Raw genomic sequence first — 17,431 nt, 5'->3', positions numbered from 1 at the left:
TGGTGATGTGGATCACTACCGATTCGTGGGGCGTGAGCTCGTGACCATCCGACCCGACGGCTTTGGTTCGATATTTCGTACATTTCCTGGTCGTTGTGTGGGCACGAAATTGAGGGAACGTCCCGAGTCGGCCCCAGATTCACCAGAGGTTCTCGTCCGAAAGCGGTCACGTCTCGCTCTTGTTCCGTTGACTCCGCTGTAATCCGCGTCATAGCTTGCGTTCGAGGAACCGGATCAATGTCGATATACGGGACAGGGTGCTGCCGTGACACCACGCGATCGCTCCCGTCGCCTCAGCCGCCGCGCGGTGCTGGGGGGCGCACTCGGACTGGGTTCGCTCGGCGCGCTCGGAGCTCTGGGCGCCTGCGCGCCGCCGCGCTTCTCCGACGGGACACCACTCCGCTTCTGGCACCTCTTCGCCGGCGGCGACGGCATCAACATGAACCAGATGCTGGACGCCTACCGCGCCGCCCACCCCGAGGTGGACCTGGAGGCGGTGACGCTGGCCTGGGGCGAGCGGTACTACACCAAGCTCTCGATGTCCGGGGCCGGCGGGCGGGCCCCCGACGTCAGCGCGCTCCACCTGGCGCGGCTGCCCGGCTACGCGCCGAGCGGGCTCATCGACCCGTTGCGGCCGGACCTGCTCGCCGAGGCGGGGATCCGGGAGGAGGACTTCCCCCCGGAACTGTGGCGGCGCTCGCACCACGACGGACGGCTCTTCGCCGTGCCGTTGGACGTGCACCCCTACGTCCTGTACTACAACGTGGACGTCTGCGAGCGGGCCGGCCTCCTCGCTCCGGACGGCTCACTGGCCCCGATCACCGGGCAGGACGAGCTCCGGGCCGCCTTCGCCGCGGCCAAGGAGGTCACCGGGCACCACGGACTGGTCACCGAGACGGTCGGCAGCGACACCGTCGGTCCCTGGCGGGTCTTCTGGACCCTCTACCGCCAGCTGGACGGGCACCTCCTCACCCCGGAGGGCACCGGCCTCGCCGTCGACGACGACAAGGTGCTGCGGGTCCTCGAGTACATGCGAGGGCTGACCGACGACGGCCTCGCCCCGAGGGAGGTCGACGTCAACGGTGCGGTGTCGCTGTTCGCCAGCGGGCACGCCGGCTTCTTCATCTTCGGCGACTGGGAGGTCAGCACCTTCCTCGAGACCGGGACGCCGTTCTCCATGACCCGCATACCCCAGGTCTTCGACAACGCCAACGCCCAGGCCGACGCGCACGTCTTCGTGCTGCCCCACCGGTCCGACCGCACTGACGAGGACCACCGCCGGATCTACGAGTTCGTGGCCTTCCTCCTGCGCCAGAGCATCACCTGGGCGCGGGGCGGACACGTCCCCGTGTACCGACCGGTCCAGGAGGACCCGGAGTACCTCGACCTCCGGCCGCAGTCCAACTACCGGTCCGTCGCCGACGACGCCCAGCTGGACCCGGAGGTGTGGTTCGCGGGGTCCGCGTCGGTGATGTGGCTCGAACTGGGCGCGGTGATCTCGGCGGTCTTCTCCGGCCGCACCAGTCCGGAGCAGGGCGTCCTCGGCATCCGCCGGGTGATGGAGGACCTGCTCGACCGTCCGAATCCGATCGACTGAGGGGAGGGGCCGCCATGACCGTCGACACGGGACCCACCGGCACGACCCGGCGCGCGCCCGCCACCGCGAGTCCACCCCGACGACGGCGCCGCAACCTGACCGGGCTGCTGTTCGTGCTCCCCTTCCTGCTGGCCTACGCGCTGTTCCTCGGCTGGCCCCTGGTGGGCGGTCTGATCAGCAGTCTCACCGATGCCAGCCTCGCCAGCGACGAGGCCCGGTTCGTCGGCCTCGACAACTACGCGGAGGCGGTAGGCGACCCCGCCGTCTGGCAGGCACTGTGGGTCACCGTCAAGTTCACCCTGCTCAGCACCCCGCTGCTGGTGGCCGTCGGACTGGTGATGGCCCTGCTCACCAACCACCTCAGCCCCGGGCGCTGGCTGTGGCGCCTCGCCTTCTTCGCCCCGTACGTCCTGCCGTCCACCGTCGTCACGATGATTTTCGTCTGGATCTTCCAGCCGGACTTCGGACTGGCAGACGGCCTGCTGGCGAGCCTGGGGATCGACGCCGACATCGGGTGGCTGACCGAGCCGAACACCGCGATGATGTCGGTGGTCCTGACCACCGTGTGGTGGACGGTCGGGTTCAACTTCCTGTTGTACCTGGCCGGGCTCCAGGCGATCCCCCACCACCTGTACGAGGCGGCCGAGCTGGACGGGGCCACCTGGTGGGACAAGCTCTGGCGGATCACGCTGCCGATGCTGCGTCGCACGACCGGACTGGTCGTGGTGCTCCAGCTGCTGGCCTCGCTGAAGATCTTCGACCAGTTCTACCTGATGACTGGTGGCGGACCGGAGCACACCACCCGACCGGTGATCCAGTACATGTACCAGACCGGGTTCACCAACTTCCGCATCGGCTACGCCTCCGCCATCTCCTACATCCTGTTCGCCCTGATCCTGGTCGTCGCCGTCGCCCAGATCCGGCTCTTCCGACCGCGCGAGGAGGCATCGTGACCGTGCCCGAGACGGACCGGAGGGCCGACTCCCACTCCTCCGTCGGCCGGAGCGACGACGTCCCGCCCCCGGCGCCGCCCCGCCGCCGCCGACGGTTCCGCCCCGGCGCGCTGCTGCTGCTGGTGATCACCGCGTTGCTGGCGGCGCTCTGGCTGCTGCCGCTCGCCTGGGCGGTCCTGACCTCGGTGAAACCGGAGGCGGAGACGACCGGCATCCCGTTGCGCTGGTTCCCGACCGAGTTCACCCTGGACGCCTACCGCGCCGTCCTCGACGGCGGGCACTTCTGGCTGTGGCTGTTCAACAGCCTGTTCACCGCCACCGTCGTGACGGTCCTCGTGGTGATCCTCTGCACGATGGCCGCCTACGGGTTCTCCAGGACCGACTTCCCCGGGAAACGGGCGTTGTTCGCGATCACCCTGGTCGGCATCATGGTGCCCCCGCAGGTGCTGATCGTCCCGCTGTTCGACCAGATGGTGCTGCTCAACATGGTCGACACCTACTGGGGCATCATCCTCCCGCAGATCGTCACACCCGCGATGGTCTTCATCCTCAAGAAGTTCTTCGACGCCATCCCCCGGGAACTGGAGGAGGCCGCGTTGATGGACGGAGCCCGCCGCTGGCGGATCTACTGGCAGATCATCCTGCCCCTCTCCCGCCCGGTGATCGCGGCGGTCGCGATCTTCACGTTCATCACCACCTGGAACAACTTCCTCTGGCCCTTCATCGTCAGCACCGACCCCCAGTTCATGACCCTGCCCGTGGGACTCGCGGCCATCGAGAACGGCTACGGCCTGCGGTTCGCCAGGGTCATGGCCTCCGCCGTCCTCGCCGGACTGCCACTGCTGGTCCTCTTCGTCCTCTTCCAGCGCCAGGTGGTCCGGGGCGTCGCCCACACCGGGCTCTCCGGTCAGTGACCGAGCACCACCCGTGTCCCGACCCCCTCCAGTGACAAGGAGCACGAAGATGGTTGTCAGAGCCGCCGGCCGCCTCCGATCCACCGTCGCTCTCCTCGCGGTGACCGCGCTCGTCACGACGGGAGCGCCCGCCGCCGCGCACGCCGCCGAGGCTGGCGCCCCCGCGTCGTCCTCGGAGCAGGGCTACCCGCTGCCCGGCCTGGTGCGGGGCGACGTCCTGGTCCACGACCCGTCGATGGTCCGCACCCCCGAGGGATACCTGCTCTACTCCACCCACAACGGCATCGAGGTCCGGAGCTCGTCGAACCGGATCGATTTCGACCGGGTCGGTCCCGCCCTGGCCGAGGTACCAGCGTGGGTGGACGACTACAACGACGTCCAAGGTGTCTGGGCGCCGGACGTCTCCCACCACCGGGGGACCTACTGGATGTACTACACGGCCTCCAGCTTCGGTTCCAACCACTCCGCGATCGGTCTCGCCACCAGCCCCACCGGCCAGCCCGGCACGTTCACCGACCAGGGCATCGTCATCTCCAGCACCGACGGGGACGACTTCAACGCCATCGACCCCTCGTTGTTGGTGACCTCCGACGGGTCGTGGTGGCTCTCCCTCGGCTCCTTCTGGACCGGCATCCGGATGATCCGCCTCGACCCCGAGACCGGGCACCGGCACCCCACCGACCGCACCCTGCACCACCTGGCCACCCGCCCCGACGCGCCCCACGCCGTCGAGGCGCCCCACATCCTGGAGCGGAACGGCTACTACTACCTGTTCGTCTCCCACGACCACTGCTGCAGCGGGGTCGACAGCACCTACCGCGTCATGGTCGGCCGGTCCACCAGCCCCACCGGCCCCTACGTCGACCGCGACGGCGTTCGGATGCTCGACGGCGGCGGCACCGAGGTGCTCTCCACCCACGGCACCATCATCGGGCCGGGCGGGCAGAGCGTGCTCTCCGACGTCGACGGTGACCTGCTCGTGTACCACTACTACGACGGCGCCGACCACGGTCGGCACAAGCTCGGGGTCAACCTGCTCGACTGGAGCGGCGGGTGGCCCAGTGTCCACTGAGTCCATCCCGTTCCCGGGGCGCGGCCGGACGCGGAGCCCGGCCGCCGCCCCCTGCCCTCGGGGCAGGCCGGCGGCACGTCCCGTCACCCGGGCAGGATCGGCCGGCTCACGCCGTGCCCGCGTACTCCGCCGATCGAGCGACACCGCCACCCTGCCGGCTGACCGCGCCCTGCCTCTGCGGCAGGGCCCCCCGACGCTGGGGGGACGAGCCGCCGATCCCGGCGGCGGGCAGGGTGGAGGAACGAGTATGCGGTGGACGAAGGGACGCGGGCCCCTGCGGGCGGCGGTCGCGGCGGGCACGGTGCTGGTGTGGATGGCGGCGGCGCCCCCCGCGTTCGCCGCCTACCCCGGCCCCGACCCGGTCAGCGGGGACACCCGCATCCACGACCCCTCGATGGTCCGCACCGGTGACGGCTACCTCCTGCTGGAGAGCCACGGCAACCTGGGCGCGCGCACCTCCCCGGACCGGTCACGGTTCACCCGCACGGACCCGGTGTTCCCGACCGTGCCCGCCTGGGTCCACGAGTACAGCGACGGTGACGTGTGGGCGCCCGACATCTCCTACCAGCGCGGCAGGTACTGGTTGTACTACGCCGCCTCGACCTCCGGCTCCCGGAACTCGGCGATCGGACTGGCGACCAGCCCCACCGGGCGACCCGGCACGTTCAGAGACCACGGCATCGTCGTGTCCACCGACCTCGACGACGACCACAACGCCATCGACCCGGCGCTGCTGGTGGACCGGCAGGGCCGGTGGTGGCTCGTGTTCGGCTCCTTCTGGAGCGGTATCAGGATGATCCGCCTCGACCCCTTCACCGGGATGCCGCACCCCACCGACCGCACCCTCCACCACCTGGCCCGCCGACCCGTGGAACAGGCCGTCGAGGCGCCCTACGTCATCGAACGCGGCGGCCACTACTACCTGTTCGTCTCCTTCGACCACTGCTGCCGGGGAGTGGACAGCGACTACCGGATCATGGTGGGTCGCTCGACCAGCCCGACCGGACCGTACCTCGACCGCGACGGCGTGCCGATGCTCGACGGCGGCGGGACCCAGCTGCTCGCCAGCCACGGCGACGTGCGCGGACCCGGCGGGCAGAGCGTCCTGCGGGACGGCGATGTCGACCTGCTCGTCTACCACTACTACGACCGGGCCGACGGCGGCCTGTCCAAGGTCGGCCTGAACCGGCTCTCCTGGGATGACGAGGGCTGGCCCCTCGTGACCTGACCGAGGACGGCCGACCGGCCGTGACGTGTGGCGGCCCGGGCCGCCAGGGGGTGGCCGCCGCCTGGCGACCACCCCCGCAGTGAACCGATGGAAGGAAGCAATGCAGGACTCCGCCACCCCAGAACAGCCCACCGCCTCCCTCACCCTGGACCCGGCGTTCAGCGTCGGTGAGGTGAACCCCCGACTGTTCGGCTCCTTCGTCGAACACATGGGCCGGTGCGTCTACACCGGCATCTACGAGCCGGACCACCCCACCGCCGACGCGGACGGCCTGCGCACCGACGTGCTGGCCCTCATCCGGGAGCTGGGCGTGACGATGGTCCGGTACCCCGGCGGGAACTTCGTCTCCGGGTACAACTGGGAGGACGGGGTCGGGCCGGTCGAGGAACGCCCCCGCCGCCTGGAACTGGCCTGGAAGTCGACCGAGACCAACCAGTTCGGCCTCAGCGAGTTCATGAACTTCACCCGCAAGACGGGCATCGAGCCGATGATGGCCCTCAACCTGGGGACGAGGGGTGTGGACGACGCCCGTCGACTGCTGGAGTACACCAACCACCCCGGTGGCACGGAACTGTCCGACCTGCGGCGGCGGCACGGCGACGAGGAACCCTTCGACATCCGGCTGTGGTGCCTGGGCAACGAGCTCGACGGCCCGTGGCAGATGGGCCACAAGTCGGCCGAGGAGTACGGCCGGCTGGCGAACGAGACCGCCAACGTCATGCGCCTGATCGACCCGGACCTGCGCCTGGTCGCCTGCGGCAGCTCCTCGTCGGCGATGTCGACATTCGCCTCCTGGGAGGCGACGATGCTCGAACACTGCTACGACCGCGTCGACTACGTCTCCTGCCACGCCTACTACCACGAGCGTGACGGCGACGTCGGCAGCTTCCTGGCCTCCGCCGTCGACATGGAGCACTTCATCGAGAGCGTGGTGGCGACGGCCGACCACGTGCGGGCCAGGGTCCGCAGCTCCAAGCGGTTGGAGATCTCCTTCGACGAGTGGAACGTCTGGTACCAGTCCCGCGAGGGCGAGGACCCCGGCTGGCGGGTCGCGCCCCGGGTCATCGAGGACGTCTACTCGGTCACCGACGCCGTGGTGGTCGGCAGCCTCCTGATCACCCTGCTGAGGCACTGCGACCGGGTCACCGCCGCCTGCCTGGCCCAGCTCGTCAACGTCATCGCGCCGATCATGACCGAGCCGGGTGGCCCGGCGTGGCGCCAGGCGAGCTTCTTCCCCTTCGCGGACGCGGCGCGGCACGGTCGAGGTCGAGTCCTGCGACTGGCCGGCACGAGCACCACCTATGAGACGGCGAAGTTCGGCGAGGTCGACCACCTGCACGCGACCGCGGTGGAGGCGGAGGACGGCGGCCTCACCGTCTTCGCGGTGAACCGGGACACCGAGAAGCCCCTCCGGCTCACCGCGGACCTGCGCGGTCTCGGGAAGGCCAGGGTGCTGGAGCACCGGGTGCTCGCCGACGAGGACCGGCACGCCACCAACACCCTGGAGAACCAGGAGCGGGTCGCTCCTCGCCAGGTGTCCGGTACGAGCTGCCAGGACGGGACCCTCACCGCCGAGCTGCCGCCGTTGTCCTGGAACGTCATCCGCGTCGCCGCGAACTGATCCCGGTTGACATCCCTCACCGGGGACGGCTGACCCGTCCGGCCGGCCACCGCGCCGGCCGGACGAGGTCCCGGCCGGGCACCCACCCGGGTGGTGGCGCCCACAGTGAGGGCTGGTCCCGGGGAGCCCCCACCTCGGGACCACGACCAGTAGCGTGGCCCACTCACACGCGGGTCATCGGGTGGGGCCGGAGCGCCCCCGGCGTCGTCGGGTACGGCGGTCACACCCGCCAGACAGGGGAGGTCCGGGGTGGGAGCGGAGTGGACGGGGTTCCTCACCGCCGCGTTCCTGGTGTCGCTGGTACCGGGGGCGAACCAACTGCTCGGCATGCGCAACGCGATCCACCACGGCATCGCCCCCGCGGTCGTCGCCGCCACCGGACGCCTGGTCGCCTTCGTCCTCATGATCGTCGCGGTCGCGTTCGGCGCCGGCGCCCTGATCACGTCCTCCGACCTGGCCTACACCGTGCTGACCTGGTGCGGGGTGGCCTACCTCGGGTGGCTGGGGCTCTCCACGCTCTGGCGGGCCCGTCGGGAGGGGATGGGCGCGGCCCCGGCCCCGGACGCCGAAGCCCGCCCGTCCCGCTGGCGCCTCGCCCGCCGCGAGTTCCTGGTGGCCGCGACCAACCCCAAGGCACTGCTGCTGTTCACCGCCTTCCTGCCCCAGTTCGTCGACCAGAGCAGCGGGTCCGCGACCGCGCGGTTGCTGGCCCTCGGGGCCGGGTACCTGGTCGTCGAGTTCGTCGTCATGCTGCTCTACGCCACCGCCGGCGCCCGCATCGGCGCCATCGCCCGACCCGGTGCCATGCGGCGGGTGGACCAGGGGACCGGGGTCGTCTTCCTCGGCCTGGCGGGTTGGTTGGCCGCGAGCTCCCGCTGAGCGGGCACCCCGGGCTACCCCGGGACGCCGCCGGCCCAGGGCCGGGCAGGCCGGGTGGCCGCGCCGCCCGCCCTCGCTCCGCCGCCCGCCCTCGCCTCGCGGACCGGGACCGGGCACGTCTCACAGCGCGTGGCCGCCCGCGACCTGCACCACCTGCCCGGTGATCCACCGCGCCTGCCGGGAGGCGAGGAAGACGACGCAGTCCGCGATGTCGCTCGGGTCCCCCACCCTGCGCAACGGGATCGACGGGGTCACCCGCTCCACCAGATCGGCGGCGATCCAACCGGTTTGGACCGGCCCCGGGGCGACGGCGTTCACCCGCACCCCCAGCGGCCCGAGATCCAGGGCCGTCGCACGGGTGAGCGCCTCCAACGCCGCCTTGGACGTGCCGTAGGCGAGCTGGCCGGGGAACGCCCGGGCGGCGTCGGTGGAGATGTTGACCACCGCCGGAAGCCACTCCTGGGCCTCGGGCCCGGTCGGACTGCCGGCACCGCCGGTCCCGTGCCGCCGCGCCAACTCCGAGATGAGCAGCGCGGGCGCGTGCACGTTCACCCGGTAGGTCCGGTCCAGCACACCATCGGTGAGCTCGGTGACGAGGTCGGGACTTTCGCAGTGCGCGGCGTTGTTGACCAGGACCTCCACCGGCCCCAGCCTGTCCGCCACGGCGTCGAGGAGCGCTCGCGGGGCTCCGGGAGCTCCGAGGTCGGCCGGGAACGTCGCCGCCGCCCCCGCGCCGGCGTGGACCAACCGGTCGACCAGCTCCTCCGCCGCGTCCGCGCCTCCCGGCGTGTGCTCGAACCGCACACCCGGCGGCGGCGCGCTCGCGGTGCCAGGGTGGTGGTGCACGGCGATCCGAGCCCCCTGCGCCGCGAAGGCGAGCGCGGTCGCCGCGCCGATCCCCCGGTCAGCTCCCGTCACCAGGACGACGGTGTCCGTCAGGCCAGTATCGATCATGGGGTCATCCTCGGACGCCGCCTCCGTTCACGCCACCGCGTTTCCCGGTCGGCCCCGCCTCCGGTCCGACGCCCCGCGAACCCGGGGGCCGGTGCCCAGGACCCGCCAGCGGTCGCGCCGGACCCGTGACTGGCGGGCGGGCCGATCGGGCGGCCGACGTGCCCTCCACCGCCCCGCCGGAGGTCCGGCTTCGGGCACCATGATCGGATGTCCCATTCCCCACAGCCAGCGCACCCCGCCGACCCGGTCCGACCGGCCCCCGGCGACCAGCGCCTCACCCGGTTCCTCCCCGAGGACGAGGACCCGGCGTTACTCCCGCCCGAACTGGAACGGCTCGTCCACGGGCTCGCGGGCGCCGCGCCCGGGAGCGGAGCGGTCGGCGAGCTCCTCTCCGGGCGCGACGACACCGACAGCGCCAGCGTCCTGCGGTGGGCCACCAACCACACCCTGGCCAGTTCCACCCGGGTCCTACCGCCCGTCCTGGACGACCCCTACGACTGGGGCTGCGTCGCGGCCGCCCACGCGTTCTCCCCGGTGTACGCGACCGGCGGCCGCCCGGTGCTCGCCGTGAACCTGCTGGGCTGGCCGAAAGCCCTGCCCGCCGACCAGGCGGCGCAACTCCTCCAGGGGGGTCTGGACGTGGCACGCGACGCCGGCTGCCAGCTCGGTGGCACCCACCCCCTCGGCGACGACCGCCCCGCCTACGGCCTGTCCGTGACCGGCGCGGGGCGCCCCGACGCCGTCCTCGGCACCGACGCGGGCGTGGCAGGGATGCCGCTCACCCTGACCAAACCCCTGGGCAGCGGGGTGCTGACCCGACGGCACCGGGCGACCGGCGAGTACTTCCCGCAGGCCGTGGCGAGCATGACCGCCCTCAACCACCGGGCAGCTGAGGAAGCCCTCGCGAACGGCGCCAGGGGAGCCGTCGAGGTGGGTGACTACGGCCTGCTCGGCCATGCCTACCTGCTGGCGCGGGCGAGCGGCGTGACCGTGGTCCTCGACTCGGCTGCCCTCCCGTTCCTGGACGGCGCGCGGACCAGCCCGGCGCACGCGGACTGCCCCCGCGCGCGACGCGTCCTGGGGTGGCTGGGACAGCACCTGGTGGCCGACGGCCTGCCGGAGGAGGACGCCCTGCTCCTCGCCGACCCGCAGATCTCGGGTGGGCTGCTGGTGGCGGGGGAGGTCCCCGGCTTCCCGGTGGTGGGCGAACTCCTGCCGCGCGGGGAGGAGGCGGTGGCGATCCGCTGACGTCGACCGCCGCCACCCCGCCCACCAGGGACCGGCGAGCACCCGGGTGCGACGCCGCCCCCCACCGGGGCGGGACCGGCTCCCCCGGCGCGGGGTGGCGGCACCGCCCACCGCTCCGCCGTGTGCCCACCTCCCCCGGTGGGTACACCCCGAGCACGGGGCCGCCCACGACCGGGCCAGGCCCCGACCGGAAGGACGCGACGAGGCGGCCAGTGGAGGACGAGCATGACGATCAGCGAGCGCAGGTTCTCCCCGGAGAGCGGTCCGGGAGTGGTGACCGCCGGACCGCCGGAGTCGCCCACCGTGATGGTGCTGGACCCGGCGGGGGAGGCGGTCCACGGCGAGCTGCCCGCGACCTGGCGGTCGTTGTCCGCCCGCTACCGCGTCGAATGGGTCCGGTGGCCCGCCCTGCCGAACCCCGCGCACCTGGCCGCCAGCCTGCTCGGGGAGGCCCCCGTCGTCCTGCTGACCACGCGGGACCTGGTCGACACGGCGGAGTGGCTGGCCACCCGCCCACGGTCCGGGGTCGACGCCGTCTACCTGCTCGCCGGCCCCGCGCTGCCCGAACCCCCCGAGGTCCCCGACCACTTCGGCTCGGTGCCGGTCCGGGAACTCGACCCGGCGGGCACCCGCAACGAGCGCCGTCGGCCGCTGCCGCTCGGCCACCCGATCGTGGTGGCGGCGATGGGAGCGGTGCTGGACCACGAGTGACCCGAGGCGGGGACGCGCACCCGCGCCGGTCCGCGTCACGCGGAGCGGACCGGGGGGCGTCGAGCGGGGCGGACCAGCTCCCGGGCCAGGAGAGGACCACTCGGCACATCGTGACGAGGAGACGACCCGGCCACGCATCCGGCGGGTCCGGGCGCGTCCCGGCGTCCGGACACCCGACCCCCGGGCCGAGGTCCGGCCCAGGATCCCCACCAGTGGCCGGCCGCGGAGAACGCTCAGAGGAACAGGCCAGCGAGGTAGCCGGCGAAGAAGCCGGCCACCAGCGCGGCCAGCAGGACGATCGCCAGCACGGTCAACCGGACGCTCCACCGCGACGGGGGCTTCGGCTCCCGGTAGGCGAGCCCCTCGGTGGCGCTGCTCTCCGCCGGAGGGGTCTCGGTGGGAGGAACCCGCTCGGGATCGTGAGCAGGCGTGCCGTCCCCACCATGGCCGGATTCGAAGTGCCTCGTCATGCCCTCCGGGTACCCCGTCGTCCGGTGGCCCACTCCCGCCCGGTGCCGGCCCCGCGACGGGCTGGCGGGGTTTCGGCTGCCACCCGTCGGGTAGGAGCGGAGGAACCCCTACGGAGGGAAGCCAGACCACGACGGAGAGGTTTGTCATATGAGCGGTCCAGATCCTGTCTCGGGCAACCCGCCGCCCACCGGTCGCGGCGCTGACGACAAGCAACGGCAACTCGACGCCGAGCGCGTCAGCGCCGACGGCGCCTACCTCACGACGCAGCAGGGCGTGCGCGTCGACCACACCGACGACTCGCTGACCGTCGGGGAACGTGGCCCCACCCTGCTGGAGGACTTCCACGCACGGGAGAAGATCACCCACTTCGACCACGAACGCATCCCCGAACGGGTGGTCCACGCGCGGGGAGCGGGGGCCTACGGGTACTTCCAGCCCTACGACGGCTCCCTCGGGGAGTACACCGCCGCCGAGTTCCTCACCGATCCCAGCCTGCGCACCCCGGTGTTCGTGCGCTTCTCCACCGTGGCCGGCTCCCGGGGCTCCGCCGACACGGTTCGCGACGTGCGGGGCTTCGCGACGAAGTTCTACACCCGGCAGGGCAACTACGACCTCGTCGGGAACAACATGCCCGTCTTCTTCATCCACGACGGCATCAAGTTCCCCGACTTCGTGCACGCGGTGAAACCGGAGCCGCACAACGAGATCCCGCAGGCCCAGTCGGCCCACGACACGTTGTGGGACTTCGTCTCGCTCCAACCCGAGTCGATGCACATGATGATGTGGCTGATGTCCGACCGGGCGCTCCCTCGCAGCTACCGCATGATGCAGGGCTTCGGCGTGCACACCTTCCGCCTCGTCGACGGTGACGGCCGGGGCACCTTCGTGAAGTTCCACTGGAAGCCGGTGCTGGGCACGCACTCCCTGGTGTGGGACGAGTGCCAGAAGGTCGCGGGCAAGGACCCCGACTACAACCGCCGCGACCTCTGGGACGCCATCGAGGCCGGGCAGTTCCCCGAATGGGAGCTGGGCGTGCAGCTGGTCCCGGAGTCGGCCGAGTTCGACTTCGATTTCGACCTGCTGGACGCCACGAAGATCATCCCGGAGGAGGAGGTCCCCGTCCGCCCGGTGGGCAAACTCGTGCTCAACCAGAACCCGGACAACTTCTTCGCCGAGACCGAACAGGTCGCCTTCCACACCGCCAACGTCGTGCCCGGCATCGACTTCACCAACGATCCGCTGCTCCAGGCCCGCAACTTCTCCTACCTCGACACCCAGCTCATCCGGCTCGGCGGACCGAACTTCGCGCAGATCCCGGTCAACCGCCCGGTGGCACCCGTCACCAACGACCAGCGAGACGGCTACCACCAGTCCCGGATCCACCGGGGGCGGACCAGCTACACCAAGAACAGCCTCGGCGGTGGCTGCCCGATGACCGCGGGGGCCGACCAGGGTGCCTTCCGCCACTACCAGGAGAAGGTCGAGGGTCACAAGATCCGGGCCAGGAGCGAGAGCTTCAAGGACTACTACTCGCAGGCCACCCTGTTCTGGAACAGCATGTCGCCCTGGGAACGGCAGCACATCATCGCCGCGTTCCGCTTCGAGCTGGGCAAGGTCGAGACCGTCGAGGTCCGCGAACGTGCCGTCGCCCAGATCAACCACGTCGACCACGACCTCGCCGTGCAGGTGGCCGAGGGCATCGGAGTCCCGCCCCCGAGTTCGGAGGTCCGGCCCAACCACGGCCGCAGCTCGCCAGCGCTGAGCCAGGCCAACGCCGTCACCGGCCGCCTGGAGACCCGGCGGGTCGCGTTCCTCGTGTCCGACGGGGTCGACGAGAGCGCGGTCCGGCTGATCAGCGAGGAACTCCGTTCGCGCGGAGCCATCCCCGAGCTGCTGGCGCCCACCGACGGCTCGGTGCGCACCTCCGACGGGGGAAGCATCGCGGTCGACCGGGCGCTGTCCACGATGGCCTCCGTGCTCTACGACGCCGTCTACGTGCCCTCGGGGGAGGAGAACCTCCAGAACCTCTCCTCGGACGGTCTGGCCCTGCACTTCGTCGCCGAGTCCTTCAAACACGGCAAGCCGCTCGCGGCGACCGGGCACGGCGTCGCGCTGCTCGGCAGGGCCGGCCTGGTCAACGTGCGGTTGGCCAACGAGGGGGACGGCGCGGTGACCGACCAGGGAGTGGTGACCGACGTGGACAACCCGAGCAGTCCGGGGGTCAGCGGGCACTTCGTCCACGCACTGGGCGCGCACCGGCACTGGGAGCGGGACTCCGACCAGGTGCCCGCCTGAGGGGCGGTCCGGGACGCGGACGAGGCCGGGCCCGGGCCCGGCCTCGTCCGCTGTGATCGCTCAGCCGGCCAGCGCGTCGATCAGCGCCTGCCGCTGCCGGTCGCCGAGCCCGGCGGCGCGGCGGGACGTGTCGATGCCGGCCTGCTCCAGCACGGCCGCGGCCCGCTTGTCACCGATGCCGGGAAGCGCCTTGACCAGGGCCGTCACCTTCGTCTTGCCGACGATGGTGTCGGTCTTGGCCTTGTCGAGCACCGCGGGCAGCGTGTGCTGGCCCGACTTGAGACCCGCGAGCAGTTCGGAACGGGCCTTGCGAGCCTCGGCGGCCTTCGCCAGCGCGGCTTGCCGCTGTTCTGGCGTCAACTCGGGCAGAGCCATGTGTGGATCGTCCTTCCTGATGGTGCGTCGATGTTCCCGCTGGTCGCAGGGACGTCAGAAGGCATCCTGAAGGACGCCGCCGACAACCCGCTGCTTTGCGGCCCGGCGTGTCCCCGATCCCCGGTGACGTCGGTCGCGTGGGAGTCCGCGATGACTCCCCTCCGGCGGGCGACGAGCACTCTCCGTAGTCTCCCGTGGTGGTCCCGGTGGACGGCGGGCTGGTCGGAGCCAGGCACCGTGACGGACGGTGTGCTGTTCCGCCCGGCACGTGACCGAGCGGGCCGCACACCTCCTCCGGTGCGACCCCGCTCCCACCACCCCTCCCGGGATGCACCCCCGGCCACACCGTACGCCGGCCCCCGACCCGGCCGGCTCAGGCGGGTTGCGGCTGCTCCCGGACACCCCCCTCGCCGCCGTCCACGGCGAAGTACAGGTGATCGTCCCTGGCGTCCACGGTGACCTCGTGCCCCGGCGTCAGCTGGCCGTCGAGCAACATGGCGGACAGCTGGTTGTCGATCTCCCGCTGGATGGTGCGCCGCATCGGCCGCGCGCCGAACTCGGGCTGGTGGCCGTGCTCGGCGACCCACTGCACCGCCGCCGGCTCGAACCGGATGGAGACGTCCTGGGCCCGCAGTCGCCGGCGGGTGTCCTCCAACATCAGGTCCGTCACCTCCCGCAACTGCGCGAAGTCCAACTGTCGGAAGACGATGACCTCGTCGATGCGGTTCAGGAACTCCGGGCGGAAGGTCTCCCGCAGCCGGCTCATCAGCCGCGCCTCCACCCGTTCGCTCTCCCGGTCCGCCCCGGCTGCCGATCCTGGGTTGAAGCCCAGCCGCCCGGCGCCCCTGGTGACGAGGTCGGATCCGACGTTGCTGGTCATGATGACCACCGTGTTGCGGAAGTCCACGGTCCGACCCTGGCCGTCGGTCAGCCGCCCGTCGTCCAACACCTGAAGCAGCATGTTGAACACGTCGGAGTGCGCCTTCTCGATCTCGTCGAAGAGCAGCACGGAGTAGGGGTGCCGCCGCACGGTCTCGGTGAGCTGGCCGGCCTCCTCGTACCCCACGTAACCGGGGGGAGCGCCGGTGAGCCGGCTCACCGTGTGCCGTTCCTGGAACTCGCTCATGTCCATCCGCACCATCCGGTCCTCGTCGCCGAACAGCGCCTCCGCCAGCGCCTTCGCCAGTTCGGTCTTGCCGACCCCGGTGGGCCCCAGGAACAGGAAGCTGCCCATCGGGCGGTTCGGGTCACCCAGCCCAGCGCGGGACCGCCGGACGGCCTCGGCCACCGCCCGCACCGCCTCGTCCTGCCCGATCACCCGGTGGTGCAGGTGGTCCTCCAACCGGAGCAACCGGCTGCGCTCCTCCTCGGTGAGCTGGCTGACCGGGATGCCGGTGGAGCGGGAGACGACCTCCGCGATGTCGTTCGTCGTGACCTCCGGGGAACGCGGGGTGCCGTCCTCCCGCATCGACTCGATCCGGTCCCGCAGCTCCTCGGACCGGTCCCGCAGCCGGGAGGCGTGCTCGTACTGCTCGTCGGCCACCGCCTGCGCCTTGTCCCGCCGCACCTGTTCCAGCTGCTGCTCCAGCTCCCGCAACTGCGCGTTCGGGGTCCGCAACCGGAGCCGGACCCGGGCCCCCGCCTGGTCGACGAGGTCGATCGCCTTGTCCGGCAGGAAGCGGTCGGTGACGTAGCGGTCCGACAGCTCGGCGGCCGCCACCAGCGCCTCGTCGCGGAACCGCACCTGGTGGTGCGCCTCGTAGCGGTCCCGGAGACCACGCAGGATGGCGATGGTGTCCTCCAACGTCGGTTCGGGGACCAGGATGGGTTGGAACCGCCGTTCGAGCGCGGCGTCCTTCTCGATGTTCCGCCGGTACTCGTCGAGCGTCGTCGCGCCGACCACCCGCATCTCGCCCCTGGCCAGCGAGGGCTTGAGCATGTTGCCCGCGTCCATGGTGCCCTCGGCGCCGGCGCCAGCCCCCACGACCGTGTGCAGCTCGTCGATGAAGATGATCAGGTCGTCCCCGTGCTCCCTGATCTCGTCGATCAGCTTCTTCATCCGCTCCTCGAAGTCACCCCGGTAGCGGGTCCCCGCGACCACCCCGGTGATGTCGAGCTGGATGACCCGCTTGTCCAACAGCAGGTCGGGGACGTCGGCGTCGACGATGCGCTGCGCCAGCCCCTCGACGATCGCGGTCTTGCCCACACCGGCGTCCCCGATGAGGACCGGGTTGTTCTTGGTGCGCCGGGAGAGCACCTCGATGGTCTGCTCGATCTCCCCGTCGCGTCCGATCACCGGGTCCAGCTTGGCCTCCCGCGCCGCGGCGGTCAGGTCCCGGCCGTACTGGTCGACGGTGGGCGTGCTGGTCTGCTGCGCCCGCTCCGGCGGAGCGCCGCGCCCCGAGAACGCCGACCTCAACGCGTTGGGGGTCACGTGGGCGGCGGTCAACAGCCGCCCCGCGTTCGACTCCGGGTTCGCCGCCAGCGCCAGCAACAGGTGTTCGGGGCCGATGTAGCTGGCGCCCGTCGCCCGGGACAGCTGGTGGGCGTCCAGCAGGGCGCGTTTCGCCGCCGGCGCCAGCGTCGGGGGCGCCTCCCGGGGTTCGCCGGAGGCCGGCCCGTGTTCCTCCACGGCCGAGGCCAACGCCCCCGGATCGGCCCCCGCCTCCTCCAGCAGTTCCCGGGTCGGGGCCACCTGGGTGGCGGCCCAGAGGAGGTGCTCGGTGTCGACGTCCGCCCGACCCCAGTCGGCCGTCTTCCGGGCGGCCCTGGCCATCAGCTCCCGCGCCTGCTCGCTCATCAGCAAGGTGATGTCCACCCGTCGCGCGGGGTGGCGCTGCCCACCGCTGCCGAAGAACCGGGCGAGGAACTCGTCGAAGGAACCCCCGCCGAAGCCTTCCGGTCCCCCGCCGAGGCCACCCTCCGGGCCGAAGTAGCCGCTCATTGCCAACCTCCCAGTGCTGACGACCTGCCGTGGCCCCGCTGTCGGTGGCACGTGGCGCGGCCAGCCCGGCGTCGTCGGCCCGGCGAGGCGGCCCACACCGCTCTGCTCACACGAGGCGCGTCTCCCGGGGGTGCCCGAGTGGGGGAGGAACAAACGCCGCTGGCCGGTG

Annotated in this window: 14 protein-coding genes; 10 read left to right on the top strand and 4 right to left on the bottom strand. The window is 71.7% G+C overall.

Features of this window, described 5'->3' with window-relative positions:
- Positions 1-265 precede the first annotated feature (265 nt).
- From ACOJVX_RS17095 to ACOJVX_RS17065, 7 genes are all read left to right on the top strand, one after another.
- The gene (locus ACOJVX_RS17095) at positions 266-1,597 is read left to right on the top strand and encodes an extracellular solute-binding protein (RefSeq protein WP_030105963.1); all 1,332 of its coding nucleotides are present in this window, start codon (positions 266-268) and stop codon (positions 1,595-1,597) included.
- A gap of 14 nt (positions 1,598-1,611) precedes the next feature.
- Positions 1,612-2,550 carry a carbohydrate ABC transporter permease gene (locus tag ACOJVX_RS17090; RefSeq protein WP_026420122.1) on the top strand — a complete coding sequence of 313 codons (939 nt, stop codon included), beginning with the start codon at positions 1,612-1,614 and terminating at the stop codon, positions 2,548-2,550.
- Complete coding sequence (locus ACOJVX_RS17085; protein WP_418155074.1) at positions 2,547-3,464, top strand: carbohydrate ABC transporter permease; 918 nt, start codon at positions 2,547-2,549, stop codon at positions 3,462-3,464. Before ACOJVX_RS17090 ends, ACOJVX_RS17085 begins: the two co-directional genes overlap by 4 nt.
- Before the next feature lie 49 nt (positions 3,465-3,513).
- The gene (locus ACOJVX_RS17080; protein ID WP_418155075.1) at positions 3,514-4,536 is read left to right on the top strand and encodes an arabinan endo-1,5-alpha-L-arabinosidase; all 1,023 of its coding nucleotides are present in this window, start codon (positions 3,514-3,516) and stop codon (positions 4,534-4,536) included.
- Positions 4,537-4,783: 247 nt separating this feature from the next.
- On the top strand, positions 4,784-5,764 hold the full coding sequence (locus ACOJVX_RS17075; protein ID WP_026420125.1) for an arabinan endo-1,5-alpha-L-arabinosidase: 981 nt from the start codon (positions 4,784-4,786) through the stop codon (positions 5,762-5,764).
- Positions 5,765-5,864: 100 nt separating this feature from the next.
- The gene (locus tag ACOJVX_RS17070) at positions 5,865-7,385 is read left to right on the top strand and encodes an alpha-N-arabinofuranosidase (protein WP_418155076.1); all 1,521 of its coding nucleotides are present in this window, start codon (positions 5,865-5,867) and stop codon (positions 7,383-7,385) included.
- 249 nt (positions 7,386-7,634) lie between these two features.
- Positions 7,635-8,264 (top strand): LysE family translocator, encoded by a 630-nt coding sequence (locus tag ACOJVX_RS17065; protein ID WP_422646923.1) that lies wholly within the window; start codon positions 7,635-7,637, stop codon positions 8,262-8,264.
- A gap of 120 nt (positions 8,265-8,384) precedes the next feature.
- Here the strand turns inward: ACOJVX_RS17065 and ACOJVX_RS17060 are convergent, their stop codons facing one another.
- Positions 8,385-9,218, bottom strand: a complete 834-nt coding sequence (locus ACOJVX_RS17060; RefSeq protein WP_026420128.1) for an SDR family NAD(P)-dependent oxidoreductase — start codon at positions 9,216-9,218, stop codon at positions 8,385-8,387.
- 207 nt (positions 9,219-9,425) lie between these two features.
- On the opposite strand from ACOJVX_RS17060, the gene selD reads away from it, so the two are divergent.
- Both selD and ACOJVX_RS17050 read left to right on the top strand, forming a co-directional pair.
- Complete coding sequence (gene selD, locus ACOJVX_RS17055) at positions 9,426-10,466, top strand: selenide, water dikinase SelD (RefSeq protein ID WP_081895296.1); 1,041 nt, start codon at positions 9,426-9,428, stop codon at positions 10,464-10,466.
- Positions 10,467-10,691: 225 nt separating this feature from the next.
- Complete coding sequence (locus ACOJVX_RS17050) at positions 10,692-11,177, top strand: hypothetical protein (RefSeq protein WP_051314241.1); 486 nt, start codon at positions 10,692-10,694, stop codon at positions 11,175-11,177.
- 233 nt (positions 11,178-11,410) lie between these two features.
- Here ACOJVX_RS17050 and ACOJVX_RS17045 read toward each other — a convergent pair whose 3' ends face one another.
- Complete coding sequence (locus ACOJVX_RS17045) at positions 11,411-11,647, bottom strand: DUF6480 family protein (protein ID WP_026420130.1); 237 nt, start codon at positions 11,645-11,647, stop codon at positions 11,411-11,413.
- A gap of 148 nt (positions 11,648-11,795) precedes the next feature.
- Between ACOJVX_RS17045 and ACOJVX_RS17040 the strand changes: the two genes are divergently transcribed.
- Entirely contained in the window at positions 11,796-13,943 is a 2,148-nt protein-coding gene (locus ACOJVX_RS17040; protein WP_051712757.1) for a catalase, read from the top strand.
- A gap of 60 nt (positions 13,944-14,003) precedes the next feature.
- Here ACOJVX_RS17040 and mihF read toward each other — a convergent pair whose 3' ends face one another.
- Together mihF and ACOJVX_RS17030 are read right to left on the bottom strand one after the other, a co-directional pair.
- The gene (gene mihF / locus ACOJVX_RS17035) at positions 14,004-14,318 is read right to left on the bottom strand and encodes an integration host factor, actinobacterial type (RefSeq protein WP_016698609.1); all 315 of its coding nucleotides are present in this window, start codon (positions 14,316-14,318) and stop codon (positions 14,004-14,006) included.
- A gap of 373 nt (positions 14,319-14,691) precedes the next feature.
- Positions 14,692-17,262, bottom strand: a complete 2,571-nt coding sequence (locus ACOJVX_RS17030) for an ATP-dependent Clp protease ATP-binding subunit (protein ID WP_026420132.1) — start codon at positions 17,260-17,262, stop codon at positions 14,692-14,694.
- Positions 17,263-17,431 lie beyond the last annotated feature (169 nt).

It is taken from the genome of Actinoalloteichus caeruleus (assembly GCF_049311605.1).
Lineage (GTDB): Bacteria > Actinomycetota > Actinomycetes > Mycobacteriales > Pseudonocardiaceae > Actinoalloteichus_B > Actinoalloteichus_B caeruleus.
The sequence above is the reverse complement of the archived record's forward strand: the minus strand, read 5'-3'. Positions and strand labels throughout refer to the sequence as shown.

Coding starts and splice junctions, on each gene's coding strand:
- ACOJVX_RS17090 (WP_026420122.1), top strand. CDS start 1,612: ATGACCGTCGACACGGGACCCACCGGCACGACCCGGCGCGCGCCCGCC.
- ACOJVX_RS17080 (WP_418155075.1), top strand. CDS start 3,514: ATGGTTGTCAGAGCCGCCGGCCGCCTCCGATCCACCGTCGCTCTCCTC.
- ACOJVX_RS17075 (WP_026420125.1), top strand. CDS start 4,784: ATGCGGTGGACGAAGGGACGCGGGCCCCTGCGGGCGGCGGTCGCGGCG.
- ACOJVX_RS17070 (WP_418155076.1), top strand. CDS start 5,865: ATGCAGGACTCCGCCACCCCAGAACAGCCCACCGCCTCCCTCACCCTG.
- ACOJVX_RS17060 (WP_026420128.1), bottom strand. CDS start 9,218: ATGATCGATACTGGCCTGACGGACACCGTCGTCCTGGTGACGGGAGCT.
- selD (WP_081895296.1), top strand. CDS start 9,426: ATGTCCCATTCCCCACAGCCAGCGCACCCCGCCGACCCGGTCCGACCG.
- ACOJVX_RS17050 (WP_051314241.1), top strand. CDS start 10,692: ATGACGATCAGCGAGCGCAGGTTCTCCCCGGAGAGCGGTCCGGGAGTG.
- ACOJVX_RS17045 (WP_026420130.1), bottom strand. CDS start 11,647: ATGACGAGGCACTTCGAATCCGGCCATGGTGGGGACGGCACGCCTGCT.
- ACOJVX_RS17040 (WP_051712757.1), top strand. CDS start 11,796: ATGAGCGGTCCAGATCCTGTCTCGGGCAACCCGCCGCCCACCGGTCGC.
- mihF (WP_016698609.1), bottom strand. CDS start 14,318: ATGGCTCTGCCCGAGTTGACGCCAGAACAGCGGCAAGCCGCGCTGGCG.
- ACOJVX_RS17030 (WP_026420132.1), bottom strand. CDS start 17,262: ATGAGCGGCTACTTCGGCCCGGAGGGTGGCCTCGGCGGGGGACCGGAA.